The sequence below is a fragment of the Streptomyces sp. NPDC037271 genome (assembly GCF_055603605.1).
In genome coordinates, this window is the sequence record NZ_JBVJVN010000025.1 from 41,994 (window position 1) to 68,174 (window position 26,181).

Sequence of the window (26,181 nt, forward strand, 5' to 3'; positions counted from 1 at the left end):
CGCCGATCTCTGGGCCCGCCCGTCACGGGTGGGCCCGTCCGGCGTCGCTCCCGGTGCCCTCGCTCGCGATCTCTGTCGTTCTCGACAGCCCCGGAGTCCGTGCCCGAAGAGGCAGGAGGACCCGGGAAGTGTTCACCGGAATCGTCGAAGAGCTGGGCGAGATCACCGCCGTCGAGACCCTCGACGACGCCTGTCGCTTCCGCGTGCGCGGCCCCGTGGTCACCGAAGGGGCACGGCACGGCGACTCCATCGCCGTCAACGGCGTCTGCCTCACGGTCGTCGACCACGAGGGTGACGAGTTCACCGCGGACGTGATGGCCGAGACCCTGAACCGCTCCAGCCTCGGCGCCCTCACCACCGGCTCCCGCGTCAACCTGGAGCGCCCCACCGCCGTCGGCGCCCGCCTCGGCGGGCACATCGTGCAGGGCCACGTCGACGGCACCGGCGAGATCCTGGAGCGCAAGCCCTCCGAGCACTGGGAGATCGTCAAGATCTCCCTCCCCGCCGACCTCGCCCGCTACGTCGTGGAGAAGGGCTCCATCACCGTCGACGGCATCAGCCTCACCGTCGTCGACGCGGGACCGGACTTCTTCACCGTCAGCCTCATCCCCACCACCCTCGCCCTGACCACGCTCGGCCTCAAGCAGCCCGGCGACCCGGTCAACCTCGAGGTGGACGTCATCGCCAAGTACGTCGAGCGGCTGCTCGGCACCCAGGGGGGCACCCGGTGAACTGGCTCAACTCCGAGGCGTTCACGCTCTTCGACCAGCACATCAAGTGGTCGGACATGATCGGCAACGTGATCGGTCTGCTCGGTCTCGCGCTCGGCTGGCGGCGTTCGATCTGGACCTGGCCCGTGCAGTTCGTCTCCGGGCTCATCCTCTTCACCGCCTTCGCCACCGCCCACCTCTCCGGCAGCGCGGGCAAGCAGATCGTCGTCATGATCGTCGCCGCCTGGGGCTTCTGGCAGTGGAACCGCGGCCGGCAGCAGACGCAGGACGGCTCGATCGCCGTCCGGTTCGCCACCTGGCGCGAGCGCGGCGCCCTGCTCGCCGCGGCCGCCGTCGGCACCCTCGCGGTCGGCGGCCTGTTCACCGCCTTCCCCACCCTGTCCTGGGACCCCTGGCCGGACGCGTACATCTTCGTCGGCACCGTCGTCGCCATGTACGCCCAAGCCCGCGGCATGGTCGAGTTCTGGTTCGCCTGGCTGCTGGTCGACCTGGTCGGCGTCCCGCTGAACTTCGCCAACGGCTTCGCCTTCTCCGGCTTCGTCTACGTCATCTACGGCGCGCTCGTCCTGTGGGGCCTGCGCGACTGGTGGCTGCGCTCCCGCACCGCGGCGCGGCCCGTCCCGGAAGGAGCGCCGGCATGAGCACGGCACCGATCCTCTACAGCACCGACGGCGTCGACGACCTCGGCCTCGACCCCGTCGAGCAGGCGATCGCGGACATCGCCGCCGGACGCCCGGTCGTCGTCGTCGACGACGAGAACCGCGAGAACGAGGGCGACCTCGTCGTCGCCGCCGAGAAGGCGACCGAGGAGATCGTCGCCTTCATGATGAGCGAGTGCCGCGGCCTGATCTGCGCCCCCATGGAGGGCGACGAGCTGGACCGCCTCCAGCTCCCGCAGATGGTCGGCGACAACACCGAGTCGATGAAGACCGCGTTCACGGTCTCCGTCGACGCCACCGCCGCTCACGGTGTGAGCACCGGTATCTCCGCCTCCGACCGGGCCACCACCCTGCAGCTCCTCGCGAGCGGTGCCGCCGAGCCCGCCGACCTGGTCCGGCCCGGCCACGTCTTCCCGCTGCGCGCCCGCTCCGGCGGCGTGCTCGTGCGCAACGGCCACACCGAGGCCGCCGTCGACCTCGCCCGCCTCGCGGGGCTGCGCCCGGCCGGCGCCATCGTCGAGATCGCCGGCGAGGACGGGCGCATGCTCCGCCTGCCCGAGCTGATCCCGTTCGCCCGCAAGCACGGCCTGACGATCATCTCCATCGAGGACCTGATCGCCTACCGCCGCTCCGCCGAACCCACCGTCCGCCGCGAGGCCGAGGTCCACCTGCCCACCCGGCACGGCGAGTTCACGGCCTACGGCTACCGCTCCACCGTCGACGGCGTCGAACACGTCGCCCTCGTGCACGGCGAGATCGGCGACGGCACCGGCGTTCTGGTCCGCATCCACTCCGAGTGCCTCACCGGAGACGTCTTCGGCTCCCAGCGCTGCGACTGCGGCCCCCAGCTCGACGCCTCCCTGGACCGCATCCAGGCCGAGGGCCGCGGAGTCGTGGTCTACCTGCGCGGCCACGAGGGACGCGGCATCGGCCTGATGTCCAAGCTGCGCGCCTACGAACTGCAGGAGCGCGGCCGGGACACCCTCGACGCCAACCTGGAACTCGGCCTGCCCGCCGACGCCCGCGACTACGGCGCCGGCGCGCAGATCCTCGCCGACCTCGGCGTCCGCGGCGTCCGCCTGATGACCAACAACCCGGACAAGAGCGACGCCCTCGAACGGCACGGCATCCAGGTCACCGGCCGCGAGCCGATGCCCGTCCAGGCCGGCGAGCACAACCTCCGCTACCTGCGCACCAAGCGGGACCGGATGGGACACGACCTGCCCTGGCTGGACGCGACGCCCGTGTCCACCTGCGGCAACCAGTAGACGCAGTAGACCCAGCAAACCCAGCAAACCCCGTAGGCAAGGGATCCGAGGAGAGACGTGAGCGGCAAGGGTGCACCGGAGCTGTCCGTACGCAACGTGGGGGACCTGAGGGTCGCCGTCATCGCGGCACAGTGGCACGACAAGGTGATGGACGGACTCGTGGACGGCGCCCTGCGCGCCCTGCACGAGCTGGGCATCGACGAGCCGACCCTGCTCCGGGTCCCCGGCAGCTTCGAGCTCCCGGTGGTCGCCAAGGTCCTCGCGGGCCGCGGCTACGACGCGATCGTCGCCCTCGGTGTCGTCATCCGCGGCGGCACCCCCCACTTCGACTACGTGTGCCAGGGAGTGACCCAGGGCCTCACCCAGGTCTCGGTCGACACCGGTGTCCCCATCGGCTTCGGCGTGCTCACCTGCGACACCGAGGAGCAGGCCCTGGACCGGGCCGGCATCGAGGGTTCCAGCGAGGACAAGGGCCACGAGGCGGTGACCGCGGCCGTCGCCACGGCGGCCACGCTCCGCTCGGTATCCGAACCGTGGCGTTAGCCCGCCCGGCACTACGCGTAAAGTGGGCGCCATCATGTCCAAGAAGACTTTCGAGGAGCTCTTCACCGAGCTCCAGCACAAGGCCGCCAACGGCGACCCCGCCACCTCCCGCACCGCCGAGCTGGTCGACAAGGGCGTCCATGCCATCGGCAAGAAGGTCGTCGAGGAGGCCGCCGAGGTCTGGATGGCCGCCGAGTACGAGGGCAAGGAGGCGGCGGCCGAGGAGATCTCCCAGCTGCTGTACCACGTCCAGGTGATGATGGTCGCCCGCGGGATCTCCCTGGACGACGTCTACGCCCACCTGTAAAGCCCAGCCCCCCTTTTCTTCACCCCTTCACACAAAGGAAGCCGACCTCATGCTGCGCATCGCCGTCCCCAACAAGGGTTCCCTGTCAGGCCCCGCGGGGGAGATGCTGCATGAGGCCGGCTACCAGCAGCGCCGCGAGTCCAAGGAACTGCGGATCGTCGACCCGACGAACGAGGTCGAGTTCTTCTACCTCCGCCCCCGCGACATCGCGATCTACGTCTCCTCCGGCAAGCTCGACATCGGCATCACCGGCCGCGACCTGCTGATCGACTCCGGCGCCGACGCCGAGGAGATCCTCCCGCTCGGCTTCGCCCGCTCCACCTTCCGCTTCGCCGCCAAGCCGGGCACCGCGAACGGCATCGAGGACCTGGAGGGCCGGACCGTCGCCACCTCCTACGAGGGCATCGTCGCGGCGCACCTGGCCGACCGGGGCGTCGACGCCTCCGTCGTCCACCTCGACGGCGCCGTCGAGACCGCCATCGAGCTCGGCGTCGCCGAGGTCATCGCGGACGTCGTCGAGACCGGGACCTCCCTGCGCAACGCGGGCCTGGAGGTCTTCGGCGAGCCCATCATGAAGTCCGAGGCCATCGTGATCCTCCCCCAGACTTCGTCCGGGGGTGCCCCCAGCTCCGGCGCGGACGCGGAGGAACCCAAGGTGCAGCAGTTCCTGCGCCGCCTCCAGGGTGTCCTGGTGGCCCGGACGTACGTGATGATGGACTACGACTGCCGTGTGGAGCAGTTGGAGAAGGCCGTCGCGCTCACGCCCGGCCTGGAGTCCCCGACCGTCTCCCCGCTGCACAACGAGGGCTGGGTCGCCGTCCGGGCGATGGTCCCGGCCAAGGAGGCCCAGCGGATCATGGACGATCTGTACGAGATCGGCGCGCGGGCCATCCTGACCACCGCCATCCACGCCTGCCGTCTCTGATCTCTGAGCACGACCCGGAGCGACGCCATGCCCGACACCACGCCGGACGCCACACCGGACCTGCCCGCACTGCCCGTGACCTTCCGGCCGGGCCGCACCCGGGTGGTCCTGTCCGTCCTCGCCGCCGGCACGTTCGTGACCATCTCGGCGGTCGGGATGCTGTTGGGCGGCCTCGGCACGGGGGAGCGCCTCAGCTTCGTGCTGACGGCCCTCCTCCTCGCCGGGGTCCTGCTCCTGCTGGCCCGGCCCCGGGTCACCGCCGACGAGGCGGGCGTCACCGTCGTCAACCTCACCACCAAGCGGCGCCTCGCCTGGGCCGAGGTTCTCCGGGTCAACCTCCGGCAGGGCGACCCCTGGGCCTTCCTGGACCTCAGTGACGGCACCAGCCTGCCCGCGCTCGGGATCCAGCCGGGCATCGCCCGGAAGCGCGCCATCCAGGACGCGCGCGCTCTGCGCGCGCTCGTCGAGGCCCGTTCCGCCGCCGCCCCCGAGGCGCCCCGCGCCTGACGCGGGTGCGGCGACCCTGCCGCGGGCACCCTCCTGGTGATTAATCTGGGAACGAGGACGCGGTCGTCGCGTCCTCGCCCCCGTCGCTCCGCCCGGTGCGCGGGGGTTCCCGCTACCCGAGGAGTGACTCCCTCCGGCGATGGACGGACCGTCCTGCAGTACCTGCGCCGCCCCCTGCCGTGACACCCCGCAGGCGGCGGCATCATGACCCTCCCCCTGCTGCTCCTGGCAGCCGCGTTCCTGCTGATTCTCGCCAACGGGTTCTTCGTCGCCGCCGAGTTCGGTCTGGTGACCGTCGAACGGCCGGACGCCGAGCGGGCCGCCGCCGACGGCGACCGGCGTGCCCGCCGGGTCGTCGAGTCCCTCAAGGAGCTGTCCTTCCAGCTCTCCGGCACCCAGCTCGGCATCACCATCACCTCCCTCGTGGTCGGCATGCTCGCCGAACCGGCGCTCGCCCAGCTCCTGGACGGCCCGTTCACGGCGACCGGCATCCCCGACGGCGCGGTCCCCGGGGTCTGTGTCGTCGTGGGCATGCTGCTGGCCTCGGCGGTGCAGATGGTGATCGGCGAGCTCGTGCCCAAGAACTGGGCGGTGTCCAGGCCCCTGCAGGTCGCGCGCTTCGTCGCGGGCCCGCAGCACGCCTTCGCCCGGCTGTTCCACCCGGTGATCGCCGCGCTGAACGCCGTGGCCAACCGCCTCGTCCGCGCTCTCGGCATCGAACCCACCGAAGAACTGGCCTCCGCCCGCACCCCCGGCGAACTGGTCTTTCTGGCCCGGCACTCCGCCCGGGCCGGCGCCCTGGAACAGGACACCGCCGACCTCTTCGTGCGGACCCTGTCGCTGGGCGGGCTGACCGCGCAGCACGTCATGACCCCGCGCGTGAAGGTCAGCGCACTGCACTCCTCGGCCACCGCCCAGGACGTCGTCAACCTGACCCGCGCCACCGGCCTGTCCCGCTTCCCCGTCTACCGGGAGAAGATCGACGAGATCGTCGGCATCGTCCACCTCAAGGACGCCCTCGCGGTCCCCGCGCACGACCGGCTGCGGACCTCCGCCGGCCGGATCGCCCGTCCGGCACTGCTCGTCCCCGAGACACTGCCCGTCCGGCCGCTGCTCACCCGCCTGCGCAGCGAGCAGCCCATCGCGGTCGTCGTCGACGAGTACGGCGGCACGGCGGGCGTCGTCACCCTGGAGGACATCGTCGAGGAGATCGTCGGCGAGGTCCGCGACGAGCACGACGGCCTGGACCTTCCCGAACTGGCCCCCGCCCCGCCCGAGGAGGGCAGGCCCGCCTGGGACGTCGACGGCAGCTGCCGCGTCGACGCCCTGCTGCGCATCGGCCTCCGGACGCCCGAGGGGCCGTACGAGACCGTCGCCGGGCTCGTCGCCGACCTGCTCGGCCGCATCCCCGCCGTCGGCGACCGGGCGGAACTGCCCGGCTGGCGGCTCTCCGTCCGCCAGGTCGGCCACTACCGCGCCGAGCGCATACGCCTGGTGCGGACGGCGCCCGTGCCGGAGGCCACCCGATGAGCGTCCTGCAACTCCTCTTCGCCGCGCTGCTCGTGCTGGCCAACGGCTTCTTCGTCGGCGCCGAGTTCGCACTCGTCTCGGTGCGCCGCAGCCAGATCGAACCGCTCGGCACCGCCCGGGCCCGGCAGGTGCTGTACGGACTGGAGCGGCTTCCGCAGATGATGGCCGCGGCCCAGTTCGGCATCACCGTCTGCTCGCTGACGCTCGGCGCGGTCGCCGAGCCGACGGTCGCCCGTCTGCTGGAGCCGGTCTTCGCGTGGATGCACCTGCCGCACGGCGTCATCCACCCCCTCGGCTACGTGATCGCGCTGGCCGCCGTGGTCTTCTGCCACCTCGTCATCGGCGAGATGGTCCCGAAGAACCTCGCGATGGCCGCCCCCGAGAAGGCCGCGCTGTGGCTGAGCCCCGGTCTGGTCGCCTTCGCCCGCCTCTGCAGGCCGGTCACCGCCGCGCTCGGCGCCTGCGCCCAGGGCGTCCTGCGGCTGTTCCACGTCGAACCCAAGGACGAGGTGGAGGCCGTCTTCACCAGCGAGCAGCTCAACCGGCTGGTGGAGGACGCCGGTCAGGCGGGTCTGCTCGACCCGGAGGAGCAGGAACGCCTGGAGGACGCCCTGGAACTGGGCTCCCGCCCGGTCACCGACGTGCTCCTCGGGCGTGAGTCCCTGATCACGGTCAGCCCCTCGGCCACACCGGGCGAGGTCGTCGGGCTCACGGCCCGCACCGGGTACTCGCGCTTCCCGGTCGCGGCGGGGGAGGGGGCGTTCATGGGGTACCTCCACGTCAAGGACGTCCTCGACCTGGAGGAATCCGACCGGGCCGTCCCGCAGCACCTCTGGCGCCCGATGACGACTCTGCGCCCTGAACTCCCGCTCTCCGACGCCCTCACCGTGATGCGCCGGGCAGCGACCCACCTGGCCCAGGTCGCGGACGCGTCCGGAAAGGTGCTGGGACTGGTCGCCCTGGAGGACGTACTGGAGCTGCTGGTGGGCGAGGTGAAGGACCCGGCCCACAGAGAGGTGACGCTGGCGACGTAGGGGGTGTCGTTTGGATCAGGTCGGCTCCGGGAAGCGGCGCCTTGCAATCGGACCCCGCGACCCCGGCAAGATCCGAACGACACCCCCTGACCCCGGCCGCGCCCACCCGCCGGCGCGGCGAGCGGACCCTCCGGGGCGCCGGCCTCGAACGCCGGCGCCTCACAAGCCCGCAGGGTCCTGTGGCCCCCTCCCCGACAGCACCTCGCCGTACGCCTGCATCAGATCCGGCAACCGCAACGTCGCCAGGTCGTCCCGGGTCAGCACCCCGGGACACACGGACAACCGCAGATCCCTGTACGCACAGCTCTTCTCGTACAGCGTCCGCAGGAACCGACCGTTCCCCAGCTCGTCGATCCACCCCTGGTCCACCACGTGCCCGGCGATCGAGCGCAGTTCGTCGCGCGCCTCCTCGTCCCACGCGTCCCCGTTCTCGGCCGCGAGGACCTCACCGATCGCGGTGAGCTCCAGCGGCCGGTACGACGGGAAGTCGACCCGTGTGGTGAAGCGGGAGGACAGCCCCGGGTTGGCGGCCAGCAGCCGGTCCATGCCCTCCGGGTAGCCGGCCAGGATCACCACCAGGTGGTCGCGGTTGTCCTCGGCCCGCTTCAGCAGCACCTGGAGTGCCTCGTCGCCGTACGCGTCGCCCTTGCCGTAACCGGAGTTGGACAGGGAGTACGCCTCGTCGACGAAGAGGACGCCGCCGAGTGCGGAGTCGATCAGTTCGTTGGCCTTCACGGCGGTCTGGCCCAGGTACTCGCCGACCAGGTCGGCCCGCTGCGCCTCCACGAGGTGGTCGCCGCCGAGCAGACCGAGGGCGTAGAAGACGCGGCCCAGGATGCGGGCCACGGTGGTCTTGCCGGTGCCGGAGGGGCCGGAGAAGACGAAGTGCCGTTTGGGCGGCTGGACCGGCAGGCCCTGACCGGCCCGCAACCGCGCCATGTTCAGCTGCGCGGACAAGGCCTTGACCTGCCGCTTCACCGGATCCAGCCCCACCATGCGCTCCAGCTCGGCGAGTGCCTCCTCCAGTAACGCGGGGTCGGTGGGCCCGGTGGGCAGGGACGGGTCCGGCCTGCCCGCCCTCTCGCGCACCGGCGGTCCGGTCAGCGAGGGCAGCGGGGTGGTCAGCGGGGGCTCGGGGGCGGACAGCTTGAGGCCGCGCTCCTCGGCGCCGAACAGAGGGTCGAGTCCGTCGGCGCCGTCCAGGCCGTCCACTCCCGTCCCGGCCTGCGTGAGCCCCGCGAGGTCGGTGGAGTCGTCGTACCCGTCGCTCTCGGCGATCGCCGCCAACCGGGCCGAGGTGTCCATGAAGGCCGGGTCGACGCGGTGCACGGCCCGGTACAGCGGCAGCGCTGCGGCGCTGCGCCCCGTTCCCTCGTGTGCCCGCGCCAGCCAGTACCGCAGTTCCTTGCGCTGCGGCTGCTCGCTGCGGCACCGCATGAGGGCCGCCGACAGCAGCGGCTCGGCCTGTCCGTACATCTCCAGGCGTACCCGGGCCATGCCGCTGAACAGGCCGGCCTCGATGCCCAGCAGGGGATCGCCGAGCAGCGGGTCGGTGTGCCGGACGAGCTGTTCCCAGTCCTTGACCAGGTAGGCGCGGCAGGCGTGCAGGAAACGGACCTGGGCGTCGGTGTCCACGGGCGGCAGTCCGGCCAGCGCCCGGTCCAGTTCGGGCACGTGGCGGCCGTCCAGCCAGTGGGAGGCGTGCGCCAGCAGCAGATCGCGGGGACTCTCCAGTACCGGCTGTACCCACCAGCCCAGCCAGTACCAGGAGTTGAGCGTGCGGCGGTGGCGGGCGCGCTGCTCGCCGAAGCGCTCCCGGTGCCGGAACATCCTGAGCAGCGCGCTGGTGGTGTCGACGCGCAGCGCGTGCAGCCCCAGCCAGCCGTCGGCCATCGCCGGATCGATGCGTACCGCGGCCCGGAACTCCTCCTCCGCCTGCGGATAGGCCCCCATGGTGTAGGCGTCCACGCCGCGCAGCCAGGCGAGGTCGGCCGGGGCCTGCGGGCCCTGCGCGCCGAAATTCATCCCGTCCCCCACGTACCGTGCCCCCGTCGGTATGCCGGCGAGCCGTCGCCCGCCGACCGCCTCGGTCAACGGCTTTGCCGTGGACCGGAGTTGCAAGGTGCGCGCGGCAACCGCCCGTAGGTCGCACCGAGGGCATCGTACCCGCGGCGGTCTGTCCTCCGAAGGGTGCCGGGGCGGGCTGTTCCGCGAGGTGGGGGCAGCGGGGCACACGCGGGACGGTCACCGAAAGTGAGCGGATCGCGTCACGGAGCAGCAGGAAAACGCGCTCAGGGCAGAACGAAGCCCCCGATCACGGGGGAACAACCGGGGGCTTCGCGTCTGTCGGCGGCTTCGCACGGCCGCACATTCAGAACGTAAGACCTGTACGGCCCCCGGGTCAAGCGGAGTTGAGGCACTCCGGCCGGCTGTCGGGGAGTGATCTTCACGAGTTCAGCACATTGCGGAGGGTCCGTCACCCTACGTGAGGAAGTGGGCGGAGGAGGCGGTTCCCGCGGGTCCCGGGAGTACCTCGTACCCCTCCTCTCCCTGCCGTACCAGAAGGTGCGCGTAGGGGCGCGAGGGGTCGTCGGCGAAGTGCCGGCGCTCCGCCGGGATCCACCCGTCCCAGAACGCCCACTGCTCCGCTCCGTCGCGCGCCCGTCCGCGTGCCCACGCCTCCTCGCGCGGGAGCTCCATCCAGAGCAGCTGGGCCAGGTGCGGACGCAGCGCCTCGCGGCCGGCGCCCACCCCCTCCAGCAGGACCACCGGGGCCGGCGGCAGTGGGCGGGGTGCTCCGAAGGACCGGGCGCGCCAGTCGTAGGGGGCGTACCGCGCGGTGTCGCCGCGCCGCAGGGGCTCGATCACCTGGCTCAGCAGCCGCCCCGTCCAGTCGAACAGTTCGCCGTGGCTGGCGATGTCGTCGAGGTGCAGCACCGGCGCGCCACCCAGCTCGGTGGCCAGCCGGCCGGCGAACGTGGACTTGCCGGAGCCTGCGTGCCCGTCGACGCCGATCAGGCGCACGGGCCCGCAGGAGGGAGGAAGCCGGCGGAGCCGGGCTGCGAGGGCGTCGATGGCGGGTCCTGGGCGGCGCGAAGGGACGGACGGCGTTCGCCCCGCACTCTAGCCGCGCCGTTCCGGTTCCCTCCCACGCCATTGGTCGACACCAATATTCGTGGCGCGGCGTGCGTGGAAGTGCTGGCAGGAGTGGGCGCCTGCGGCCATAGTTGGCGCACAACCGTGCAACGGACCCGCCCGACTCGGACACCTGGGGGTCTTCCGCCCATGAGCAGAGCCGAACAGCCGTCCCGCAGAACCGTCCTGGCCGCCGCCGTCGCGGCCGCCGTGGCGGGCAGCGCGATCCCGGCCACCGCCGAAGCCGCACCCGGTACGGACGCAGACGGCGCGGGGCCGGGCCGCGCGACCGCCCGGCAGGTCGACTACCACGCCTGGACCACGTTCCGCGACTGGCGGTGCGGCACCGCGCGGGGGGCCCGCCCCGTCGCCGGCGCCCGGCCCGGTGTCGCGATCGGCGTCCCGGCCGGCACCACCGACTACACCGACCCGCACACCGGCAGGGCCGGGACCTGGGAGTACGCGACCTGGACCTCGCCCGTCCACCGGCTCGCCGTGCCCTCGACGGAGGTCGTCGCATCCTGGAACGCGCACACCCCGAGCGGCACCTGGCTCCAGGTCGAGCTCAAGGGCACCTACTCCGACGGCACGGACACTCCCTGGTACGTGATGGGCCGCTGGGCGGCCGGTGACCAGGACATCAAGCGGACCTCGGTCGACGACCAGGGCGACGGCCGGAGCAGTGTCTGGACGGACACCTTCGCCGTCGACGACGCCTCCACCGGCCTGCGCCTGGCCTCCTACCGGCTCCGGCTCACCCTGTACCGCCGCCCCGGGACGAAGGCCACCCCCACCGTATGGCGGCTCGGCGCGATGGGCTCCGACGTGCCCGACCGCTTCACCGTCCCGGCCTCCACCCCGGGGCTCGCCCAGGAACTGCGCGTCCCGCGCTACTCGCAGGAGATCCACAAGGGCCAGTACCCCGAGTACGACAACGGCGGCGAGGCCTGGTGCAGCCCCACCTCCTCGCAGATGATCATCGAGTACTGGGGCGGCCGGCTCACCGAGGAGCAGCTCGCCTGGGTCGACCCCTCCTACGCCGACCCGCAGGTCTGCCACGCGGCCCGGTACACGTACGACCACCAGTACGAGGGCTGCGGCAACTGGCCCTTCAACGCCGCCTACGCGGCCACCTTCGAGGGCCTCCAGGGTGTGGTCACCCGCCTCGGCTCCCTCACCGACCTGGAGACGCTGATCGCGGCGGGCATTCCGGCCATCACGTCCCAGTCCTTCCTGGAGGAGGAGCTGACCGGGGCGGGTTACGGCACCTCGGGCCACCTGATGACCGTGATCGGCTTCACCGCCGACGGCGACGTGATCGCCAACGACCCTGCCTCGGACGACAACGAGGCCGTGCGCCGCGTCTACAAGCGGCGCGAGTGGGAGAACATCTGGCTCAGGACCAAGCGGTACAACGCCAGTGGCAAGGTCGCCTCCGGCACCGGCGGTGTCTGCTACCTGTACTTCCCGGCACACCCCAGCCCGCGCCAGCGCAAGGCCCTCGCCGCGGTGGGCGTGCGCTGACCGCACCGCACCGCGGCGACGGCCCCCGGCACCGCTCCACCGCGGCCCGGGGGCCGTCCGCTGCGGCCGCGGCCCGGGGGCCGTCCGCCGGGGCCCACCGGCCCGCTGTGACCGACGTCTCCGCCGCAAAAGCCACTCACGGTGGCAAGGTGGACAGGGCGGCTGCCGCCAGGGGGAGCCGGGGGAGTCCACGCACGTCGAGATCAGTGAGAAGCCATGAGCGCACACACCGCCACCGCCACCCGTGTCCGTACCGGTGGCCCCAAGGACGATGGCCCGAAGATCCTCGAGCACGTCATGGGCTGGACCCTCGTCGTGGTTGTCGCGATGCTCGTGGTCCAGTTGGGGCTGCTGTGACGTGACACTCGTGTGACCTGCCCCACGACCCGGCCTGCCATACTGCGGATGTCCCGCCCCCCCCCCCGCAGGAGACCAGGGCCGAAATTGAATATCAGTCAACAGCGTGCCGACGCCCGTCCCCGGGCGCGCGGCACCGAGCGCTCGCTGACCCGCCGCGCCGAACTCATCACCATCGGGCGGCGGTTGTTCGCCGACACGTCGTACGACGCTCTCTCGATGGATGACATCGCCCGCCAGGCGCAGGTCGCCAAAGGGCTGATCTACTACTACTTCCGTTCCAAGCGGGGCTACTACCTGGCGATCATCCAGGACTCGGTCGCCGACCTCGTCACCACCGCGGCGGGCGGCAGCGACCTGCCGCAGGTGGACCGTGTCCACCGCGCCGTCGACGGCTACCTGCGCTACGCCGAACGCAACCAGGCCGCCTATCGCACGATCGTCAGCGGCGGAGTCGGCTTCGACGCCGAGGTGCACGCCATCCGCGACGGGGTGCGCCAGGCGATCGTCGTCACCATCGCCGAAGGGGCGTACGGGCGTTCCGACGTCGGACCACTGGCCCGTATGGGCCTGCTCTCCTGGGTGTGCAGCGTCGAGGGCGCCACCCTGGACTGGATCGGCCGCCCCGAACTGCCCCGCGAGACCATGCGAGACCTGCTGGTGAAGTCGCTCGGTGGCACCCTGCGCGCCATCGAGGAGCTCGACCCCGCCTGCCCGGCCCCGGCCCCCGCCCGCCGGGACGCCTGACGACGGAGGGCACGAGCAGACCTCGGCGCCTTCGTCCCCCATGTTTCCGCGCACCGGGTCGGCCGGTCGACGGATCGGCTCATCGTTCGTGTGGTCACCGATCGGCTCCCAGAAGGACGTGTCGGCCGGACCGTGCTGGATCCTCGCCGCCGGGGCCGACCGGGTGGGGCGGCGGAAACAGCGCGGAGCGGGGGCGCCCCGGAGCGCGTCCTCCACCGTAGGGGGACCGGAGCGGCGAGGGGCAGTGGTCCGGACCGTTCGCGGTCCCGCGTGCCGGATCCGGCACGCGGGCACCGGCCGGAACATTTCTCGAAGTAAGCGGTCGTTAACTGGTGACTCCATGCCTCCGATCGGGCATACTCACAGCGCACAGCCGCTGGTCAGCCGCTTCCGCGACCCGGGAGTGCGAGCATCGGCCAGGCCCGAACGACCCGGCGGAACCGCCTCCACCCAAGGCGCACATCCGCCGATGTGCCCGACAGGGAGGAGAGCGTCGCCATGCCCGACCGCGCCCCGCAGCCGGTGGACCGGCAACTGCCCACGGACGAGGCACGGGATCTGATCTCGCTCGTCCGTGACATCGCGCAGCGTGAGATCGCCCCGAGTGCGGCCGAGGAGGAGGACGCCGGACGCTTCCCGCGCGAGGTCTTCACCCTGCTCTCCGACTCCGGCCTGCTCGGTCTGCCCTACGCCGCCGAGTACGGCGGCGGCGAGCAGCCGTACGAGGTGTACCTCCAGGTTCTCGAAGAGCTCGCCGCGGCCCGGCTCACCGTCGGTCTCGGCGTCAGCGTGCACACGCTCGCCTCCTACGCGCTCGCCGCCTACGGCACCAAGGAGCAGCAGGCCGAGTACCTGCCCGCGATGCTCGGCGGCGGCCTGCTCGGCGCCTACTGCCTCTCCGAACCCGCCTCGGGATCGGACGCCGCGTCCCTGCGCACCAGAGCCGTTCGCGAGGGCGGGGCCGCCTCCCGCCGGAGCGGAGCCGGGACCGGGACCGGGGAGGACTGGGTGCTCACCGGGACCAAGGCGTGGATCACGCACGGCGGCATCGCCGACTTCTACACCGTGATGGCGCGTACCGGTGAGGACGGCCCGCGCGGGATCACCGCCTTCCTGGTCCCCGGCGACGCCGAAGGGCTGAGCGCCGCGGTGCCGGAGAAGAAGATGGGCCTCAAGGGCTCGCCCACCGCACAGGTCCACCTCGACGGCGTGCGGGTCTCCGACGCCCGGCGGCTCGGCGAGGAGGGCCAGGGCTTCGCGATCGCGCTGTCCGCGCTCGACTCCGGGCGGCTCGGCATCGCCGCCTGCGCGATCGGCGTGGCCCAGGCGGCGCTGGACGAGGCGGTGTCCTACGCGGCCGAGCGACGGCAGTTCGGCAAGCCGATCTCCGACTTCCAGGGGCTGCGCTTCATGCTCGCCGACATGGCGACCCAGATCGAGGCCGGCCGCGCGCTGTACCTGACGGCGGCACGGCTGCGCGACGCCGGCCTGCCGTTCGCCAAGCAGGCCGCCATGGCCAAACTGCACTGCACCGACACGGCGATGCGGGTCACCACCGACGCCGTGCAGATCCTCGGCGGGTACGGCTACACCGCGGACTTCCCGGCGGAGCGGTACATGCGCGAGGCCAAGGTGCTGCAGATCGTCGAGGGCACCAACCAGATCCAGCGGATGGTCATCGCCCGTCACCTCGCGGGGCCCGAGGGGCGCTGAAGTCGCCGGAGCCGCCGGTGACGCGGAAGTCACCGGTGGCGAAGAAGTCCTCCTGCCCGCGCGGAGGCGCCGCGAGCCTGACCCACTCCGGGTCGTGGCGCCCGGGCAGGGTGCGGCCGCGGTCGGCCCAGGTCCGCATCAGCTCACGGTAGATCGGCGGGTCCGGGACTTGCGGAACCGGTCCCGCGGGCACCGGGACGAACATGCCGGGCCGACGCCCGGCCGCCGAGTACGTGGGGGTCATACCCGGGCAACGCGGCACAGGCGGACAGGACACCGGCCCGCGGAATCGAGAGTGAGTTCGCGGACGCCCGCCACCGAGTCACCGTTGCCGCGCCGGGCCTGACACGGCGTCGCCCGTACCGGCCCGCACGATCCCCGGAGCAGCACACGCCGCCCCGCGCCACGGCGGTCTGTGAGCCGTGGCACGGCTGGTCGACGGACTCGGGCCACCCCGCCTCGGACGGTGGGCGCCCGGGGCGGTTCAGGCCGCCTCGCGCCGCATCCTCGGCACACGCATCGGGCGCGAGCCCGGCCCGCCGACGTGGGAGAAGGGCTGGGTCCGCCAGTCGAGGCCCCGGGGGAGCGTCAACAGCAGGGCGGTGTCCTGCTCGAGGGGCTGGAACGACTCGTCCGCGGGGCGGGCCTCGGTGGCCCTGCGGCCGGTGCCCGCGCAGACCGAGAGGCCGAACGGGTCCCACGGCGAGGCGCACAGCGCGTGCTCCGGCAGCACCTCCTCGTCCGCCAGCAGGGCGATGGGCTGCGTGCAGTCCGGGCAGATCACCCGGTACATCTCGAAGGTGTCGTAGGTGTCGAGTTCCTCCTCGTCGAAGGCGTCGGGTTCGACGCCCTCCGATACGAGCTCGACGACCGGCTGCTGCCGCTTGGGCGTGGTACGTCCAGGGCGCTTAAGACTCTGCATTGGGTTCTCCCCCTCGGGCTGGGCCGTGACGGCACTGCGGCCTCGACCACAGCAAGCACTTCCCGTCCCCCTTGCGGGGTAATCACGAGAACATCACGGAGACCGTCCAAGGCATGTGGTCTTCGTCACATGCCGCTCGCAGGTGCCCCGTGCGGCGGATTTGTCCCCTCTCGGCCGTCGGCCGACTCCCCGTCACATCACGAACCGGGCATGACCTGGACTGCTCAGGTATCCGAGGAGATCAACCGCCCTGTAGGTTCTTGCGCCATGGAGGAGCTGGACCGACAGATCGTGCAGCTGCTCGTCAAGGACGGGCGGATGAGCTACACAGACCTGGGCAAGGCCACGGGCCTGTCCACGTCGGCCGTGCACCAGCGGGTGCGGCGGCTGGAGCAGCGTGGCGTCATCCGCGGTTACGCCGCGGTCGTCGACCCGGAAGCCGTCGGACTGCCGATGACCGCTTTCATCTCGGTGAAACCGTTCGATCCCAGCGCCCCCGACGACATCGCCGACCGTTTGGCCGTCGTCCCCGAGATCGAAGCCTGTCACAGCGTGGCGGGCGACGAGAACTACATCCTCAAGGTGCGCGTGTCCACACCGCACGAGCTCGAGGAACTGCTCGCCCGGGTCCGCTCCCTCGCCGGGGTGTCGACCCGGACCACCGTGGTGCTGTCGACGCCGTACGAGTCCCGGCCGCCGCGGATCTGACCGTCGGCAGGGCCCCCGCGCCGCCTCGGGCGTCGGGGCGTGCGGTGCACGGCCGGCCGCTGCGGGGCGGAGGCACGAGTCGAGAGCGCGGCGACGGGCCGCCCGGGGGCGCGCCGCGCCGGGGGCACCGTCGGCGGCCGGGAACGACGTCTTCCGGGGCCGGCTTCGGCCCGCACGCGGCGTGCGGTGGCACGACGGGCGGCCACCGTGACGTCCGTGCTCAGCTGCCCGTCTCTCCCCGGGCGCCCGGCTTTCCCCCGCGCGCCCGGCTCTCCTGTCCGCACGCCCGGCGCGACCGCCCGTACGCCCGGCGCGGCCGCCCGCATGCCCGGCGCGACCGCCCGTACGCCCGGCGCGACCGCCCGCATGCCCGGCGCGACCGCCCGTACGCCCGGCGCGGCCGCCCCGACTGCCGTGTGGTCCGGGCAAGGGGCGAGACTGGTGTTCATGAGTGAGTCCACCACCCCGTCCACGACCGTCCTGCTGCGCCGCGGCGAGGTCCACAGTCCCGCCGACCCCTTCGCGACGGCGATGGTCGTCGAACGCGGCCAGGTCGCCTGGGTCGGCTCCGAGGGTGCCGCGGACGCCTTCGCGGACAGCGTGGACGAGGTGATCGACCTGGACGGCGCCCTGGTGACCCCGGCGTTCACCGACGCACACGTGCACACCACGTCCACGGGCCTCGCCCTCACCGGCCTCGACCTGTCCGGCGCCGCCACCCGCGAGGCGGCCCTCGCCCTCGTACGGGACTTCGCCGCGGCCCGTCCGGACGACCGCGTCCTCCTCGGCCACGGCTGGGACGCTTCCCGCTGGCCCGACGGACTGCCCCCGACACGCGCCGAGCTGGACGACGCCACCGGCGGCCGCCCCCTCTACCTCAGCCGTATCGACGTCCACTCGGCCGTCGTCACCACCGCCCTGCTCGACCTGGTCCCGCAAGGCGTCGGCCGGCCGGACGGCCCGCTCACCGCCGACGCCCACCACGCCGCACGCGCCGCCGCACTCGGGGCCGTCGCCCCCGCCCAGCGCGCCGAGGCCCAGCGTGCCGCCCTCGCGCACGCGGCCTCCCTCGGCATCGGAACCGTTCACGAGTGCGCAGGCCCGGAGATCTCCTCCGAGGACGACCTCACCGGCCTGCTGCGCCTCGCGGCAGGGGAGCGCGGCCCGCGAGTGATCGGATACTGGGCCGAACAGGACGTCGACAAGGCGAGGGAACTGGGCGCCGTAGGTGCCGCGGGCGACCTCTTCGTCGACGGCTCCCTCGGCTCGCACACCGCCTGCCTGCACCAGCCGTACGCCGACGCAGGCCACACCGGCACCGCGTACCTGGACGCCGCCGCCGTCGCCGCCCACGTCGTCGCCTGCACCGAGGCCGGCCTCCAGGCGGGCTTCCACGCCATCGGCGACGCCGCCGTGACCGCCGTGGTGGAGGGAGTGCGCGCCGCCGCCGACGAGCTCGGCCTCGCCCGGGTCCGCGCCGCCCGCCACCGCGTCGAGCACGCCGAGATGCTCACCCCCGAGACCGTCGCGGCCTTCGCCGAGCTGGGCCTGACCGCCTCCGTCCAGCCGGCCTTCGACGCCCTGTGGGGCGGCGAGGACGGCATGTACGCCCAGCGTCTGGGCGGCGAGCGGGCCCGCACCCTCAACCCCTTCGCGGCCCTGCTGCGGGCCGGCGTCCCGCTCGCCTTCGGCTCCGACAGCCCGGTCACGCCCCTCGACCCGTGGGGTACCGTCCGGGCCGCAGCGTTCCACCGTGCGCCCGAGCACCGCGTCTCCGTACGCGCGGCCTTCACCGCGCACACGCGCGGCGGCTGGCGGGCGATCGGACGCGACGACGCGGGCGTCCTGGTGCCGGGCGCACCCGCTGACTACGCCGTGTGGCGCACCGGCGAGCTCGTCGTCCAGGCCCCCGACGACCGGGTCGCGCGCTGGTCCACCGACCCGCGCTCCGGCACCCCCGGCCTGCCCGATCTGACTCCGGGCCGGGACCTGCCCGTCTGCCTGCGCACCGTGGTGGGCGGACGGACGGTGTTCGTACGGCCGGGCGAGTGATCTCCACGGCCGACGGAGCGATGATCTTCTTCCGTCTGCCACCTGCACGTCCTCCGCTCTGACCTGCGCGTTGACATGGAAGTCGCAGGTCGAACGACTGTTGACAGGCGACGGCGGGGGGCCGGTAGGTTCGGCCGGGTCCACCACCGGACGCCCGACCGGGGAATCTTCCGCGCACGCGTCGCGGCGCCGCTGGGTCAGGGACGGTGTGCCGCACCGGCGCACCGTCGCTGGGAGCCAGGCTCAGCGCTCGCGACGCGACGAGGGAACATTCCGGCCGGTCGGGAGGTGTGACCCGGGTGGGGCCCGGGCGCTCAGTAGACAACGGCTTTCGGTCGACCCGCAGCCAGCGGGCCCCGGGTCGGCCCGAAGGGCGCCGGGCCCCCATCCGTAGTGGAAACGGTCCTTAACCGTGCATCCCTACCCCGATGCTCGGGAAATGACACCGCCATACGAACGTCCTGTCACGTCATCGCAGGCCGCGGCCATTATGGTGGTCCTCTGCGTACGGACATGAAGGGGCAGCGGTGAACGACGGCGACGGGACACCCGCGGAAGCGGGGCGGGGGAGGCGGTTCGGCCCCCTGGGCACGGCCTTGGTGATCGTTCCGACCTACAACGAGGCGGAGAACATCAAGGCGATCGTCGCGCGCGTGCGCGAGGCGGTCCCTCAGGCGCACGTTCTCGTGGCCGACGACAACAGCCCCGACGGCACCGGCAAGCTCGCCGACGAACTGGCCGCCGAGGACGACCACGTCCAGGTCCTGCACCGCAAGGGCAAGGAGGGCCTGGGCGCCGCCTACCTCGCGGGCTTCCGCTGGGGCCTGGAGCACGGCTACGGCGTACTGATCGAGATGGACGCCGACGGCTCCCACCAGCCCGAGGAACTGCCCCGTCTGCTGACCGCCCTCAAGGGCGCCGACCTGGTGCTCGGCTCCCGCTGGGTGCCCGGCGGCCGGGTGGTGAACTGGCCCAGGTCCCGCGAATTCATCTCCCGCGGCGGCAGCATGTACTCCCGCCTCGCGCTCGACCTGCCGCTGCGCGACGTCACCGGTGGCTACCGCGCCTTCCGCCGCGAGACCCTGGAGGGGCTCGGCCTGGACGAGGTCTCCTCGCAGGGCTACTGCTTCCAGGTCGACCTCGCCCGCCGGGCGATCAAGGCGGGCTACCACGTCGTCGAGGTGCCGATCACGTTCGTCGAGCGCGAATTCGGCGACTCCAAGATGAGCCGCGACATCCTGGTGGAGGCGCTCTGGCGGGTCACCACCTGGGGTGTGGGGGAGCGGGTCGGCAAGGTGCTGGGCCGCGACAGGCAGCCCGGCAGAGAGCCGGGCAGGGCGGCCGGCAAGCCGACCGGAGCACCGGCCGAGGCGCCGCCGGACGACGTGCCGGGCGTCAAACCGGCCGAGAAGGCGGCTGAAGACTCTGCCGAGAAGGTCGCTGAGGGCTCTGCCGGGACGGTGGCCGAGAGCTCTGCCGAGACGGCTGCGCCGTCTGCCGCGAAGGCGACCGAGAAGGCGACCGAGACGGGCGACAAGCCGACACAGACGCCCGGCGAGAACGCCTGATCGTCCCCTTATGCCGTGCTGAGCCGGGGCCAGGCACACTAGGGGTATGACGACTGGCGCTCAGACCCCCAGGTCCCCCGCCCGGCCCCCGCGCTCCCGCCTGCGCACCTTCCTGCCGCTGGGCATCGCCGCGTGGCTCGTGCTGGAGATCTGGCTGCTGACCGTGGTCGCGGGCGCCTCCAGCGGCTTCGTGGTCTTCCTGCTGCTGGTGGCGGGCATCGTCCTCGGATCCGTGGTGATCAAGAGCGCGGGCCGCCGGGCCTTCAGGAACCTCACGGAGACCCTGCAACAGCAGCAGGCAGGCGTGATGCCCGAGGCCGCCCGACCGAACAGCGAGGGCAACGGCCTGATGATGCTGGGTGGACTCCTCCTGATACTCCCCGGCCTGATCTCCGACGCGCTGGGCCTGCTCATGCTGCTGCCCCCGGTACAGAAGGCCGTGAGCCGCTACGCGGAGCGGACGGTGGAACGCAAGCTCCGCGAGGCCGGCCCCGGCACCTTGGGCGACGCGTTCCGCCAGGCCCGCATGCACCAGCCGGGCGGCAAGGTCGTCCAGGGCGAGGTCGTGCGGGACGACCCGGGCGGCGCACCGCAGGACCCGCGTCCTCCGCTGACGCGCTGAGCTCCGCTCCCGCCGACCCGGACCCGCCAAAAACCGCGGGTGCCGTACGTGAACTTCACGTACGGCACCCGCGGTGTTCGGTTGTGCTGCTTACGGTTTCCCGCTACGCACTCTTGCGACTGTCTCGCGGATGCACCGCGATGTTCATCGCGCCGGAGCGCAGAACGGCCAGTCGCTCCTCGAGGACCTCTTCGAGTTCCTCGCGGGTGCGCCGTTCCATCAGCATGTCCCAGTGCGTACGCGCGGGCTTGGCCTTCTTCTCCTCAGGGCCGTCGCCGTCCACAAGGAGTGCCTGGGCCCCGCAGACCTTGCACTCCCACTCCGGCGGGATCTCCGCCTCGACCGAGAAGGGCATCTCGAATCGATGCCCCTTCTCGCATGCGTACTCCACGGCCTGGCGCGGGGCCAGGTCGATGCCGCGGTCCGTCTCGTAGCTGGTCACCACGAGGCGCGTGCCGCGAAGAGCTCGCTCACTCATGAATCGTGCCTCCCGGGCTTGTCGCCCACAGGACAGGTGTCGCTGTCGTCGTCATCCGGTCAACGTCCGGGCGGCGGTAAAGATTCCCGTCCCGACTCCCGTTCCGGGCGTCTGCGTCGCCGTCGCAGTCGCAGCCTTGCAACCAGTGCAGTACCCGCCGACGTCCGGTTTGTCACCTCTGCTAGCAGATGTGGCATAGCGTTTCGGCACCTTTGACGCGCAGTAACGGTACGCCTGGCAGGCCAAACGCGTACACTACAGCCTTTCGCGCCAAGTGCTAAATCCTTTCGGGTACCGGGTTGCCCGCGTCGCCGATGGCCCGCCGTACCGGGACCCGCGCGAGCAGCACGAAACCGATGACGAAGAACGCCACCAGCGAGATGATCGCGTCGCGGTAGCTCCCGGTCAGCTGGTAGGTGAGCCCGAACAGCAGCGGCCCGAGCCAGCTCATCCCGCGGTCGCTCAGCTCGTACGCCGAGAAGTACTCCGCCTCCTTGCCGGGCGGGACCAGGTGGGAGAACAGGGAGCGGGACAGCGCCTGACTGCCGCCCAGGACGAGTCCGATCCCGGCGGCCAGCACGAAGAACCACGCCGGCTTTCCCGCCGGCAGGAAGTAGCCGGCCGCGAGCGTGACCGTCCAGGCGACCAGCGACCCGAGGATCGTGCGCTTCGCCCCGTACGTCCGCGCCAGCCGGCCCAGCGCCAGTGCGCCCGCGACCGCCAGCAACTGGACCAGCAGGACGGCCACGATGAGCGTGGACTGCCCGAGGCCCAGCTCCTCGGAGCCGTAGACCGAGGCCTGGGAGATCACCGTCTGGATGCCGTCGTTGTAGACGAGGTACGCCAGCAGGAAGGCCAGGGTCAGCGGGCGGCGCCGCATGTCGCGGACGGTCGCCGCGAGCTGCCGGAACCCGGGCAGGGTGGCCTCCCGCGCGGGAGCGCGGCGGTCCCGCAGCCGTCTCAGCGGGATGAGCGCGAAGGCGCCCCACCACAGGCCTGCCGACGCCAGACAGACCCGGACCGCCGCGCTCTCGCTCAGCCCGAAGGAGTCGTGGGCCGTGTACAGGACCAGGTTCGCGATCAGGACCAGTGCCCCGGCCGCGTACCCGAAGGCCCAGCCGCGGGAGGAGACCGCGTCGCGTTCCTCGGGCGGGGCGATCTGGGGCAGGTAGGAGTTGTAGAGCATCATCGCGACGGACTGCGCGGCGTTGGCGACGACCAGGAGCAGCCCGCCGAGCAGGTAGCGGTCGCCGTCGAGGAAGAACATGCCGGTCGTGGCCGCGGCTCCGGTGTACGCGGCGGCGGCCAGCAGCGGCTTCTTGCGGCCCGAGCGGTCGGCCGCGGCACCCACCAGGGGCATCACCAGGACCGCCGCGATCACCGAGAGGGACACGGAGTACGCGAAGAACGACCCGGCCCGCACGGGTATGCCCAGCGGGTGGACGTACCCGTCCGCATCCGCGGCCGACTCGGCGACCGACGTCAGATAGGGGCCCAGGAACACGGTGAGCACGCTCGTCGAGTAGACGGAGCACGCCCAGTCGTAGAAGTACCAGCCGCGCTGCTCGCGTCGCCGGTCGTCGGCGCCGTCGGCCTCGTCCGTCCGCAGGGTGTCGGTGCCCACCCGTGCCCTCGCTTCCCCGTGCACGCGCGACGTCCCGGGGGTCCGCTCGGCGGGTCTCGGACGGTCCCCGGACGGTCTCAGACCCAGACGCCGCGGTCCTCCATGACCTTGCGCAGTGTGTCGATGTGATCGGTCATGATGCCATCCACGCCCAGGTCGAGGAGCCGGTGCATGCGGGCGGGGTCGTTCACCGTCCAGACGTGCACCTGGAGCCCGCGCGCGTGGGCGGTGCGCACGAAGCGGTGATCCACCACCTGGATGCCCGACTGGGCTTCGGGCACCTGTGCGGCCACCGCAGAGCGGCGCGGCGCGGCCGGGACGCCCCAGGAGCGCAGCCGCAGGTCGAGGACGCCCCGGGTGCCGTACGAGGTGGCCAGGCGCGGGCCGGCCAGGCGCTGGGCGCGGACGACGCGGGCCTCGGAGAAGGAGCCGACGCAGATCCGGTCCCAGGTGTCCGTCCGCTCGATCAGGTCCAGGAGCGGCAGCAGCGCCGGCTCCGCCTTCACGTCGATGTTCCAGCGCACCCGGGGGAAGGTCTCCAGGAGTTCCTCGAAGAGCGGCACCGGCTCCACGCCCGCCACGCGCGCGCGGCGCACCTGCTCCCACGTGAGGTCCGCGATGCGGCCGGTCCCGTCCGTCACCCGGTCCAGGGTGGCGTCGTGGAAGGCGACGAGTTTGCCGTCCCGCGTGGCGTGGACGTCCGTCTCGATGTACCGGTAGCCCGTCTCGACCGCGCGCCGGAACTGCCGCAGCGTGTTCTCCAGGCCGTCCGCGGCACCGCCTCGGTGGGCGAAGGCGATCGGGCCGGGATGGTCCAGGTAGGGGTGGCGTATCGCGGTGGTCACCGACGCAGTATCGCGCGCCGGGGTTGACCGGCGGCAACCACCGTGCTGCCGCCCGGTGCCGGGGGAACGGCGAACGCGCGGAGGAACACCTGGGCGAGCGGGCCGATGGACACGGCGTACAGCAGGGTGCCGGCGCCGACCGTGCCGCCGAGGGCGAAGCCCGTCACCACGACGGTGATCTCGACGGCGGTCCGCACCAGGCGCACCGAGAGCCCCGTGCGCTGGTTCAGCCCGGTCATCAGTCCGTCGCGCGGGCCCGGGCCGAACCGGGCGGCGATGTACAGCCCGGTCGCCGCGCCGTTCAGGACGATCCCCGCCACCATCATGGTGATCCGCGGAATCCAGCCGTGGGCGTCGGGTACGACGGTCAGCGTCGCGTCCATCGCGGCGCCGATCACCAGCACGTTGGAGACCGTGCCGAGGCCCGGCCGCTGGCGCAGCGGTATCCACAGCAGCAGCACCGCCGCGCCGAGCAGGGTCAGCACCAGGCCCATCGACAGGCCGGTGCGCTCCGCGAGGCCCTGGTGCAGCACGTTCCACGGCTCCAGGCCGAGGCCCGACCTGACCAGCAGCGCCGAGCTCGCGCCGTACAGCACCAGGCCGCCGTAGAGCTGTGTCAGTCGCCGGGGGAGCTGCCGATGCCCCGGTTGCCTGCTCTGCCTGGTCTGCCTGCTCTGCCTGGACAAGATGTGCCCCCCTGGGTCGTGGTAGTGGCCTGCCGCATGACACCCTGTGGCTTGAGAAGGTGAGCCAACCATGGCCAATTCGGGGAAGGTGGACTGATTTCCATGGCGCAGTGGACCTCGGCCGTGGGGGCGGGACAGCTGGCCCGGCTGCTCGGCTCCCAGCAGGACCGCCCGGCCGGACCCGGCACCCGTCGCCCGCCCGCCTACCGTGCGCTCGCCGACGGCATCCGGCTCCTGGTGCTCGAAGGACGCGTACCGGTCGCCGCCCGGCTGCCCGCCGAACGCGAACTGGCCCTGTCCCTGACCGTCAGCCGCACCACGGTCGCCGCCGCCTACGAGGCACTGCGCGCCGAAGGCTTCCTGGAGTCCCGGCGCGGCGCGGGCAGCTGGACCGCCGTACCGGCCGGGAACCCCTTGCCGGCGCGCGGTCTGGAGCCGCTGCCGCCCGAGGCGCTCGGCTCGGTGATCGACCTCGGCTGCGCGGCACTGCCCGCGCCCGAGCCCTGGCTCACCCGTGCCGTGCGGGGCGCCCTGGAGGAGCTTCCCCCCTACGCGCACACCCACGGCGACTATCCGGCCGGACTGCCCGCACTGCGCGCGATGATCGCCGAGCGCTACACCGCGCGCGGGATCCCGACCATGCCCGAGCAGATCATGGTGACCACAGGGGCGATGGGCGCCATCGACGCCATCTGCCACCTCTTCGGGGGGCGCGGTGAGCGCATCGCGGTGGAGTCGCCCTCGTACGCCAACATCCTCCAGCTGATGCGCGAGGCCGGGGCCCGGCTGGTCCCCGTCGCGATGGCGGAGGGGCTCACCGGCTGGGACGTGGACCGCTGGCGCCAGGTGCTGCGTGAGGCGGCGCCCCGCATCGCCTACGTCGTCGCCGACTTCCACAACCCCACGGGTGCGCTCGCCGACGAGGACCAGCGGCGGCGGCTGGTGGACGCCGCCCGCTCGGCGGGGACGGTGCTCGTGGCCGACGAGACGATGAGCGAGCTGTGGCTGGACGACGAGGTCGAGATGCCGCGCCCCGTGTGCGCCTTCGACCCGGCCGGGTCCACGGTCGTCACCGTCGGCTCCGCCAGCAAGGCCTTCTGGGCCGGGATGCGCATCGGCTGGGTCCGCGCCGCGCCCGACGTGATCCGCAGCCTGGTCGCCGCGCGCGCGTACGCCGACCTGGGCACGCCCGTACTGGAGCAGCTGGCCGTGAACTGGCTCTTCAGCACCGGCGGCTGGGAACAGGCCGTCCAGGTGCGGCGCGAGCAGGCCCGCCAGAACCGGGACGCGCTGGTGACCGCGGTACGGCGGGAGCTGCCCGACTGGGAGTTCGAGGTGCCGCGGGGCGGGCTCACCCTGTGGGTGCGGACCGGTGGCCTGTCGGGCTCGCGGCTGGCCGAGGCGGGGGAGCGGGTGGGGGTCCGGGTCCCGTCCGGACCGCGTTTCGGGGTCGACGGGGCCTTCGAGGGCTACGTCCGGCTGCCGTTCACCGTAGGCGGCGCGGTGGCCGAGGAGGCGGCGGTGCGCCTGGCCGCGGCGGCCCGGCTGGTGACGAACGGGGGCGCCGGGGGCGGCGAGGCGCCGCGGACGTTCGTGGCGTAACGAGGCGTGGAAGAGGGCGCAGGGAGAAGGGGGCGCAGGGAGAAGGGGGCGCGGCGCCGGTGGCGAAGCCGGGGCGGCGGCGTGGCCGCTCCGG

The 26,181-nt window shown here is 72.5% G+C and carries 25 protein-coding genes and 1 pseudogene; 18 read left to right on the forward strand and 8 right to left on the reverse strand.

Going from position 1 to position 26,181, the window contains the following annotated elements; all coding sequences use genetic code 11:
* Positions 1-128 precede the first annotated feature (128 nt).
* From ACZ7G3_RS29915 to ACZ7G3_RS29955, 9 genes are all read left to right on the forward strand, one after another.
* On the forward strand, positions 129-731 hold the full coding sequence (locus ACZ7G3_RS29915; protein ID WP_470929231.1) for a riboflavin synthase: 603 nt from the start codon (positions 129-131) through the stop codon (positions 729-731).
* A complete protein-coding gene (locus ACZ7G3_RS29920; RefSeq protein WP_100046377.1) occupies positions 728-1,372 on the forward strand; it encodes a nicotinamide mononucleotide transporter family protein in 645 nt (214 codons plus the stop codon). Before ACZ7G3_RS29915 ends, ACZ7G3_RS29920 begins: the two co-directional genes overlap by 4 nt.
* Positions 1,369-2,658, forward strand: a complete 1,290-nt coding sequence (locus tag ACZ7G3_RS29925; RefSeq protein WP_470929233.1) for a bifunctional 3,4-dihydroxy-2-butanone-4-phosphate synthase/GTP cyclohydrolase II — start codon at positions 1,369-1,371, stop codon at positions 2,656-2,658. Before ACZ7G3_RS29920 ends, ACZ7G3_RS29925 begins: the two co-directional genes overlap by 4 nt.
* Positions 2,659-2,715: 57 nt before the next feature.
* The gene (gene ribH / locus ACZ7G3_RS29930; protein ID WP_398132049.1) at positions 2,716-3,201 is read left to right on the forward strand and encodes a 6,7-dimethyl-8-ribityllumazine synthase; all 486 of its coding nucleotides are present in this window, start codon (positions 2,716-2,718) and stop codon (positions 3,199-3,201) included.
* Between the two features lie 34 nt (positions 3,202-3,235).
* Positions 3,236-3,508, forward strand: coding sequence for a phosphoribosyl-ATP diphosphatase (locus ACZ7G3_RS29935; RefSeq protein WP_030951748.1), 273 nt, complete (start codon positions 3,236-3,238; stop codon positions 3,506-3,508).
* A gap of 49 nt (positions 3,509-3,557) precedes the next feature.
* A complete protein-coding gene (gene hisG / locus ACZ7G3_RS29940) occupies positions 3,558-4,433 on the forward strand; it encodes an ATP phosphoribosyltransferase (protein WP_470929235.1) in 876 nt (291 codons plus the stop codon).
* 27 nt (positions 4,434-4,460) lie between these two features.
* On the forward strand, positions 4,461-4,940 hold the full coding sequence (locus tag ACZ7G3_RS29945) for a PH domain-containing protein (protein ID WP_470929238.1): 480 nt from the start codon (positions 4,461-4,463) through the stop codon (positions 4,938-4,940).
* 204 nt (positions 4,941-5,144) lie between these two features.
* The gene (locus tag ACZ7G3_RS29950; protein WP_426600440.1) at positions 5,145-6,470 is read left to right on the forward strand and encodes a hemolysin family protein; all 1,326 of its coding nucleotides are present in this window, start codon (positions 5,145-5,147) and stop codon (positions 6,468-6,470) included.
* The gene (locus ACZ7G3_RS29955; protein ID WP_470929242.1) at positions 6,467-7,504 is read left to right on the forward strand and encodes a hemolysin family protein; all 1,038 of its coding nucleotides are present in this window, start codon (positions 6,467-6,469) and stop codon (positions 7,502-7,504) included. The genes ACZ7G3_RS29950 and ACZ7G3_RS29955 overlap by 4 nt, the downstream gene beginning before the upstream one ends.
* Before the next feature lie 159 nt (positions 7,505-7,663).
* Here ACZ7G3_RS29955 and ACZ7G3_RS29960 read toward each other — a convergent pair whose 3' ends face one another.
* Both ACZ7G3_RS29960 and ACZ7G3_RS29965 read right to left on the reverse strand, forming a co-directional pair.
* Entirely contained in the window at positions 7,664-9,529 is a 1,866-nt protein-coding gene (locus tag ACZ7G3_RS29960; protein ID WP_470929244.1) for an AAA family ATPase, read from the reverse strand.
* A gap of 456 nt (positions 9,530-9,985) precedes the next feature.
* Positions 9,986-10,579, reverse strand: coding sequence for a uridine kinase family protein (locus ACZ7G3_RS29965; protein ID WP_470929312.1), 594 nt, complete (start codon positions 10,577-10,579; stop codon positions 9,986-9,988).
* Between the two features lie 210 nt (positions 10,580-10,789).
* On the opposite strand from ACZ7G3_RS29965, the gene ACZ7G3_RS29970 reads away from it, so the two are divergent.
* From ACZ7G3_RS29970 to ACZ7G3_RS29985, 4 genes are all read left to right on the forward strand, one after another.
* The gene (locus ACZ7G3_RS29970) at positions 10,790-12,163 is read left to right on the forward strand and encodes a peptidase C39 family protein (RefSeq protein WP_470929246.1); all 1,374 of its coding nucleotides are present in this window, start codon (positions 10,790-10,792) and stop codon (positions 12,161-12,163) included.
* A 216-nt stretch (positions 12,164-12,379) separates the two neighbouring features.
* Positions 12,380-12,520: an SCO1431 family membrane protein gene (locus ACZ7G3_RS29975; protein ID WP_426600436.1), complete on the forward strand. Its 141-nt coding sequence runs from the start codon at positions 12,380-12,382 to the stop codon at positions 12,518-12,520.
* An 87-nt stretch (positions 12,521-12,607) separates the two neighbouring features.
* Positions 12,608-13,267: a TetR/AcrR family transcriptional regulator gene (locus ACZ7G3_RS29980; protein WP_426600435.1), complete on the forward strand. Its 660-nt coding sequence runs from the start codon at positions 12,608-12,610 to the stop codon at positions 13,265-13,267.
* Positions 13,268-13,765: 498 nt separating this feature from the next.
* Positions 13,766-14,980, forward strand: coding sequence for an acyl-CoA dehydrogenase family protein (locus ACZ7G3_RS29985; protein WP_470929249.1), 1,215 nt, complete (start codon positions 13,766-13,768; stop codon positions 14,978-14,980).
* Here the strand turns inward: ACZ7G3_RS29985 and ACZ7G3_RS29990 are convergent.
* Together ACZ7G3_RS29990 and ACZ7G3_RS29995 are read right to left on the reverse strand one after the other, a co-directional pair.
* The gene (locus tag ACZ7G3_RS29990; RefSeq protein ID WP_426600433.1) at positions 14,943-15,224 is read right to left on the reverse strand and encodes a hypothetical protein; all 282 of its coding nucleotides are present in this window, start codon (positions 15,222-15,224) and stop codon (positions 14,943-14,945) included. The genes ACZ7G3_RS29985 and ACZ7G3_RS29990 overlap by 38 nt on opposite strands.
* 240 nt (positions 15,225-15,464) lie before the next feature.
* Entirely contained in the window at positions 15,465-15,902 is a 438-nt protein-coding gene (locus ACZ7G3_RS29995) for a hypothetical protein (protein ID WP_426556794.1), read from the reverse strand.
* Positions 15,903-16,169: 267 nt separating this feature from the next.
* Between ACZ7G3_RS29995 and ACZ7G3_RS30000 the strand changes: the two genes are divergently transcribed.
* The 4 genes and pseudogenes from ACZ7G3_RS30000 (at position 16,170) to fxsA (ending at position 20,852) form a co-directional block, all read left to right on the forward strand.
* Positions 16,170-16,610 (forward strand): Lrp/AsnC family transcriptional regulator, encoded by a 441-nt coding sequence (locus ACZ7G3_RS30000; protein ID WP_426523101.1) that lies wholly within the window; start codon positions 16,170-16,172, stop codon positions 16,608-16,610.
* 447 nt (positions 16,611-17,057) lie between these two features.
* Entirely contained in the window at positions 17,058-18,662 is a 1,605-nt protein-coding gene (locus tag ACZ7G3_RS30005; protein WP_470929252.1) for an amidohydrolase, read from the forward strand.
* Positions 18,663-19,189: 527 nt separating this feature from the next.
* Positions 19,190-19,984 (forward strand): annotated as a pseudogene (locus ACZ7G3_RS30010) (polyprenol monophosphomannose synthase); the annotation flags it as partial.
* Between the two features lie 292 nt (positions 19,985-20,276).
* Complete coding sequence (gene fxsA / locus ACZ7G3_RS30015; protein WP_470929254.1) at positions 20,277-20,852, forward strand: FxsA family membrane protein; 576 nt, start codon at positions 20,277-20,279, stop codon at positions 20,850-20,852.
* A 103-nt stretch (positions 20,853-20,955) separates the two neighbouring features.
* Here the strand turns inward: fxsA and ACZ7G3_RS30020 are convergent, their stop codons facing one another.
* The 4 genes from ACZ7G3_RS30020 to yczE form a co-directional block, all read right to left on the reverse strand.
* Positions 20,956-21,330, reverse strand: a complete 375-nt coding sequence (locus ACZ7G3_RS30020) for an RNA polymerase-binding protein RbpA (protein ID WP_003977404.1) — start codon at positions 21,328-21,330, stop codon at positions 20,956-20,958.
* A gap of 277 nt (positions 21,331-21,607) precedes the next feature.
* The gene (locus tag ACZ7G3_RS30025) at positions 21,608-22,954 is read right to left on the reverse strand and encodes an MFS transporter (protein ID WP_470929256.1); all 1,347 of its coding nucleotides are present in this window, start codon (positions 22,952-22,954) and stop codon (positions 21,608-21,610) included.
* Positions 22,955-23,031: 77 nt separating this feature from the next.
* Positions 23,032-23,799 (reverse strand): glycerophosphodiester phosphodiesterase, encoded by a 768-nt coding sequence (locus ACZ7G3_RS30030; RefSeq protein WP_470929258.1) that lies wholly within the window; start codon positions 23,797-23,799, stop codon positions 23,032-23,034.
* On the reverse strand, positions 23,796-24,485 hold the full coding sequence (gene yczE, locus ACZ7G3_RS30035; RefSeq protein ID WP_470929260.1) for a membrane protein YczE: 690 nt from the start codon (positions 24,483-24,485) through the stop codon (positions 23,796-23,798). The genes ACZ7G3_RS30030 and yczE overlap by 4 nt, the downstream gene beginning before the upstream one ends.
* 102 nt (positions 24,486-24,587) lie before the next feature.
* On the opposite strand from yczE, the gene ACZ7G3_RS30040 reads away from it, so the two are divergent.
* Positions 24,588-26,087, forward strand: a complete 1,500-nt coding sequence (locus tag ACZ7G3_RS30040) for an SCO1417 family PLP biosynthesis transcription factor (protein WP_426600427.1) — start codon at positions 24,588-24,590, stop codon at positions 26,085-26,087.
* The last annotated feature ends 94 nt before the right edge of the window (positions 26,088-26,181 follow it).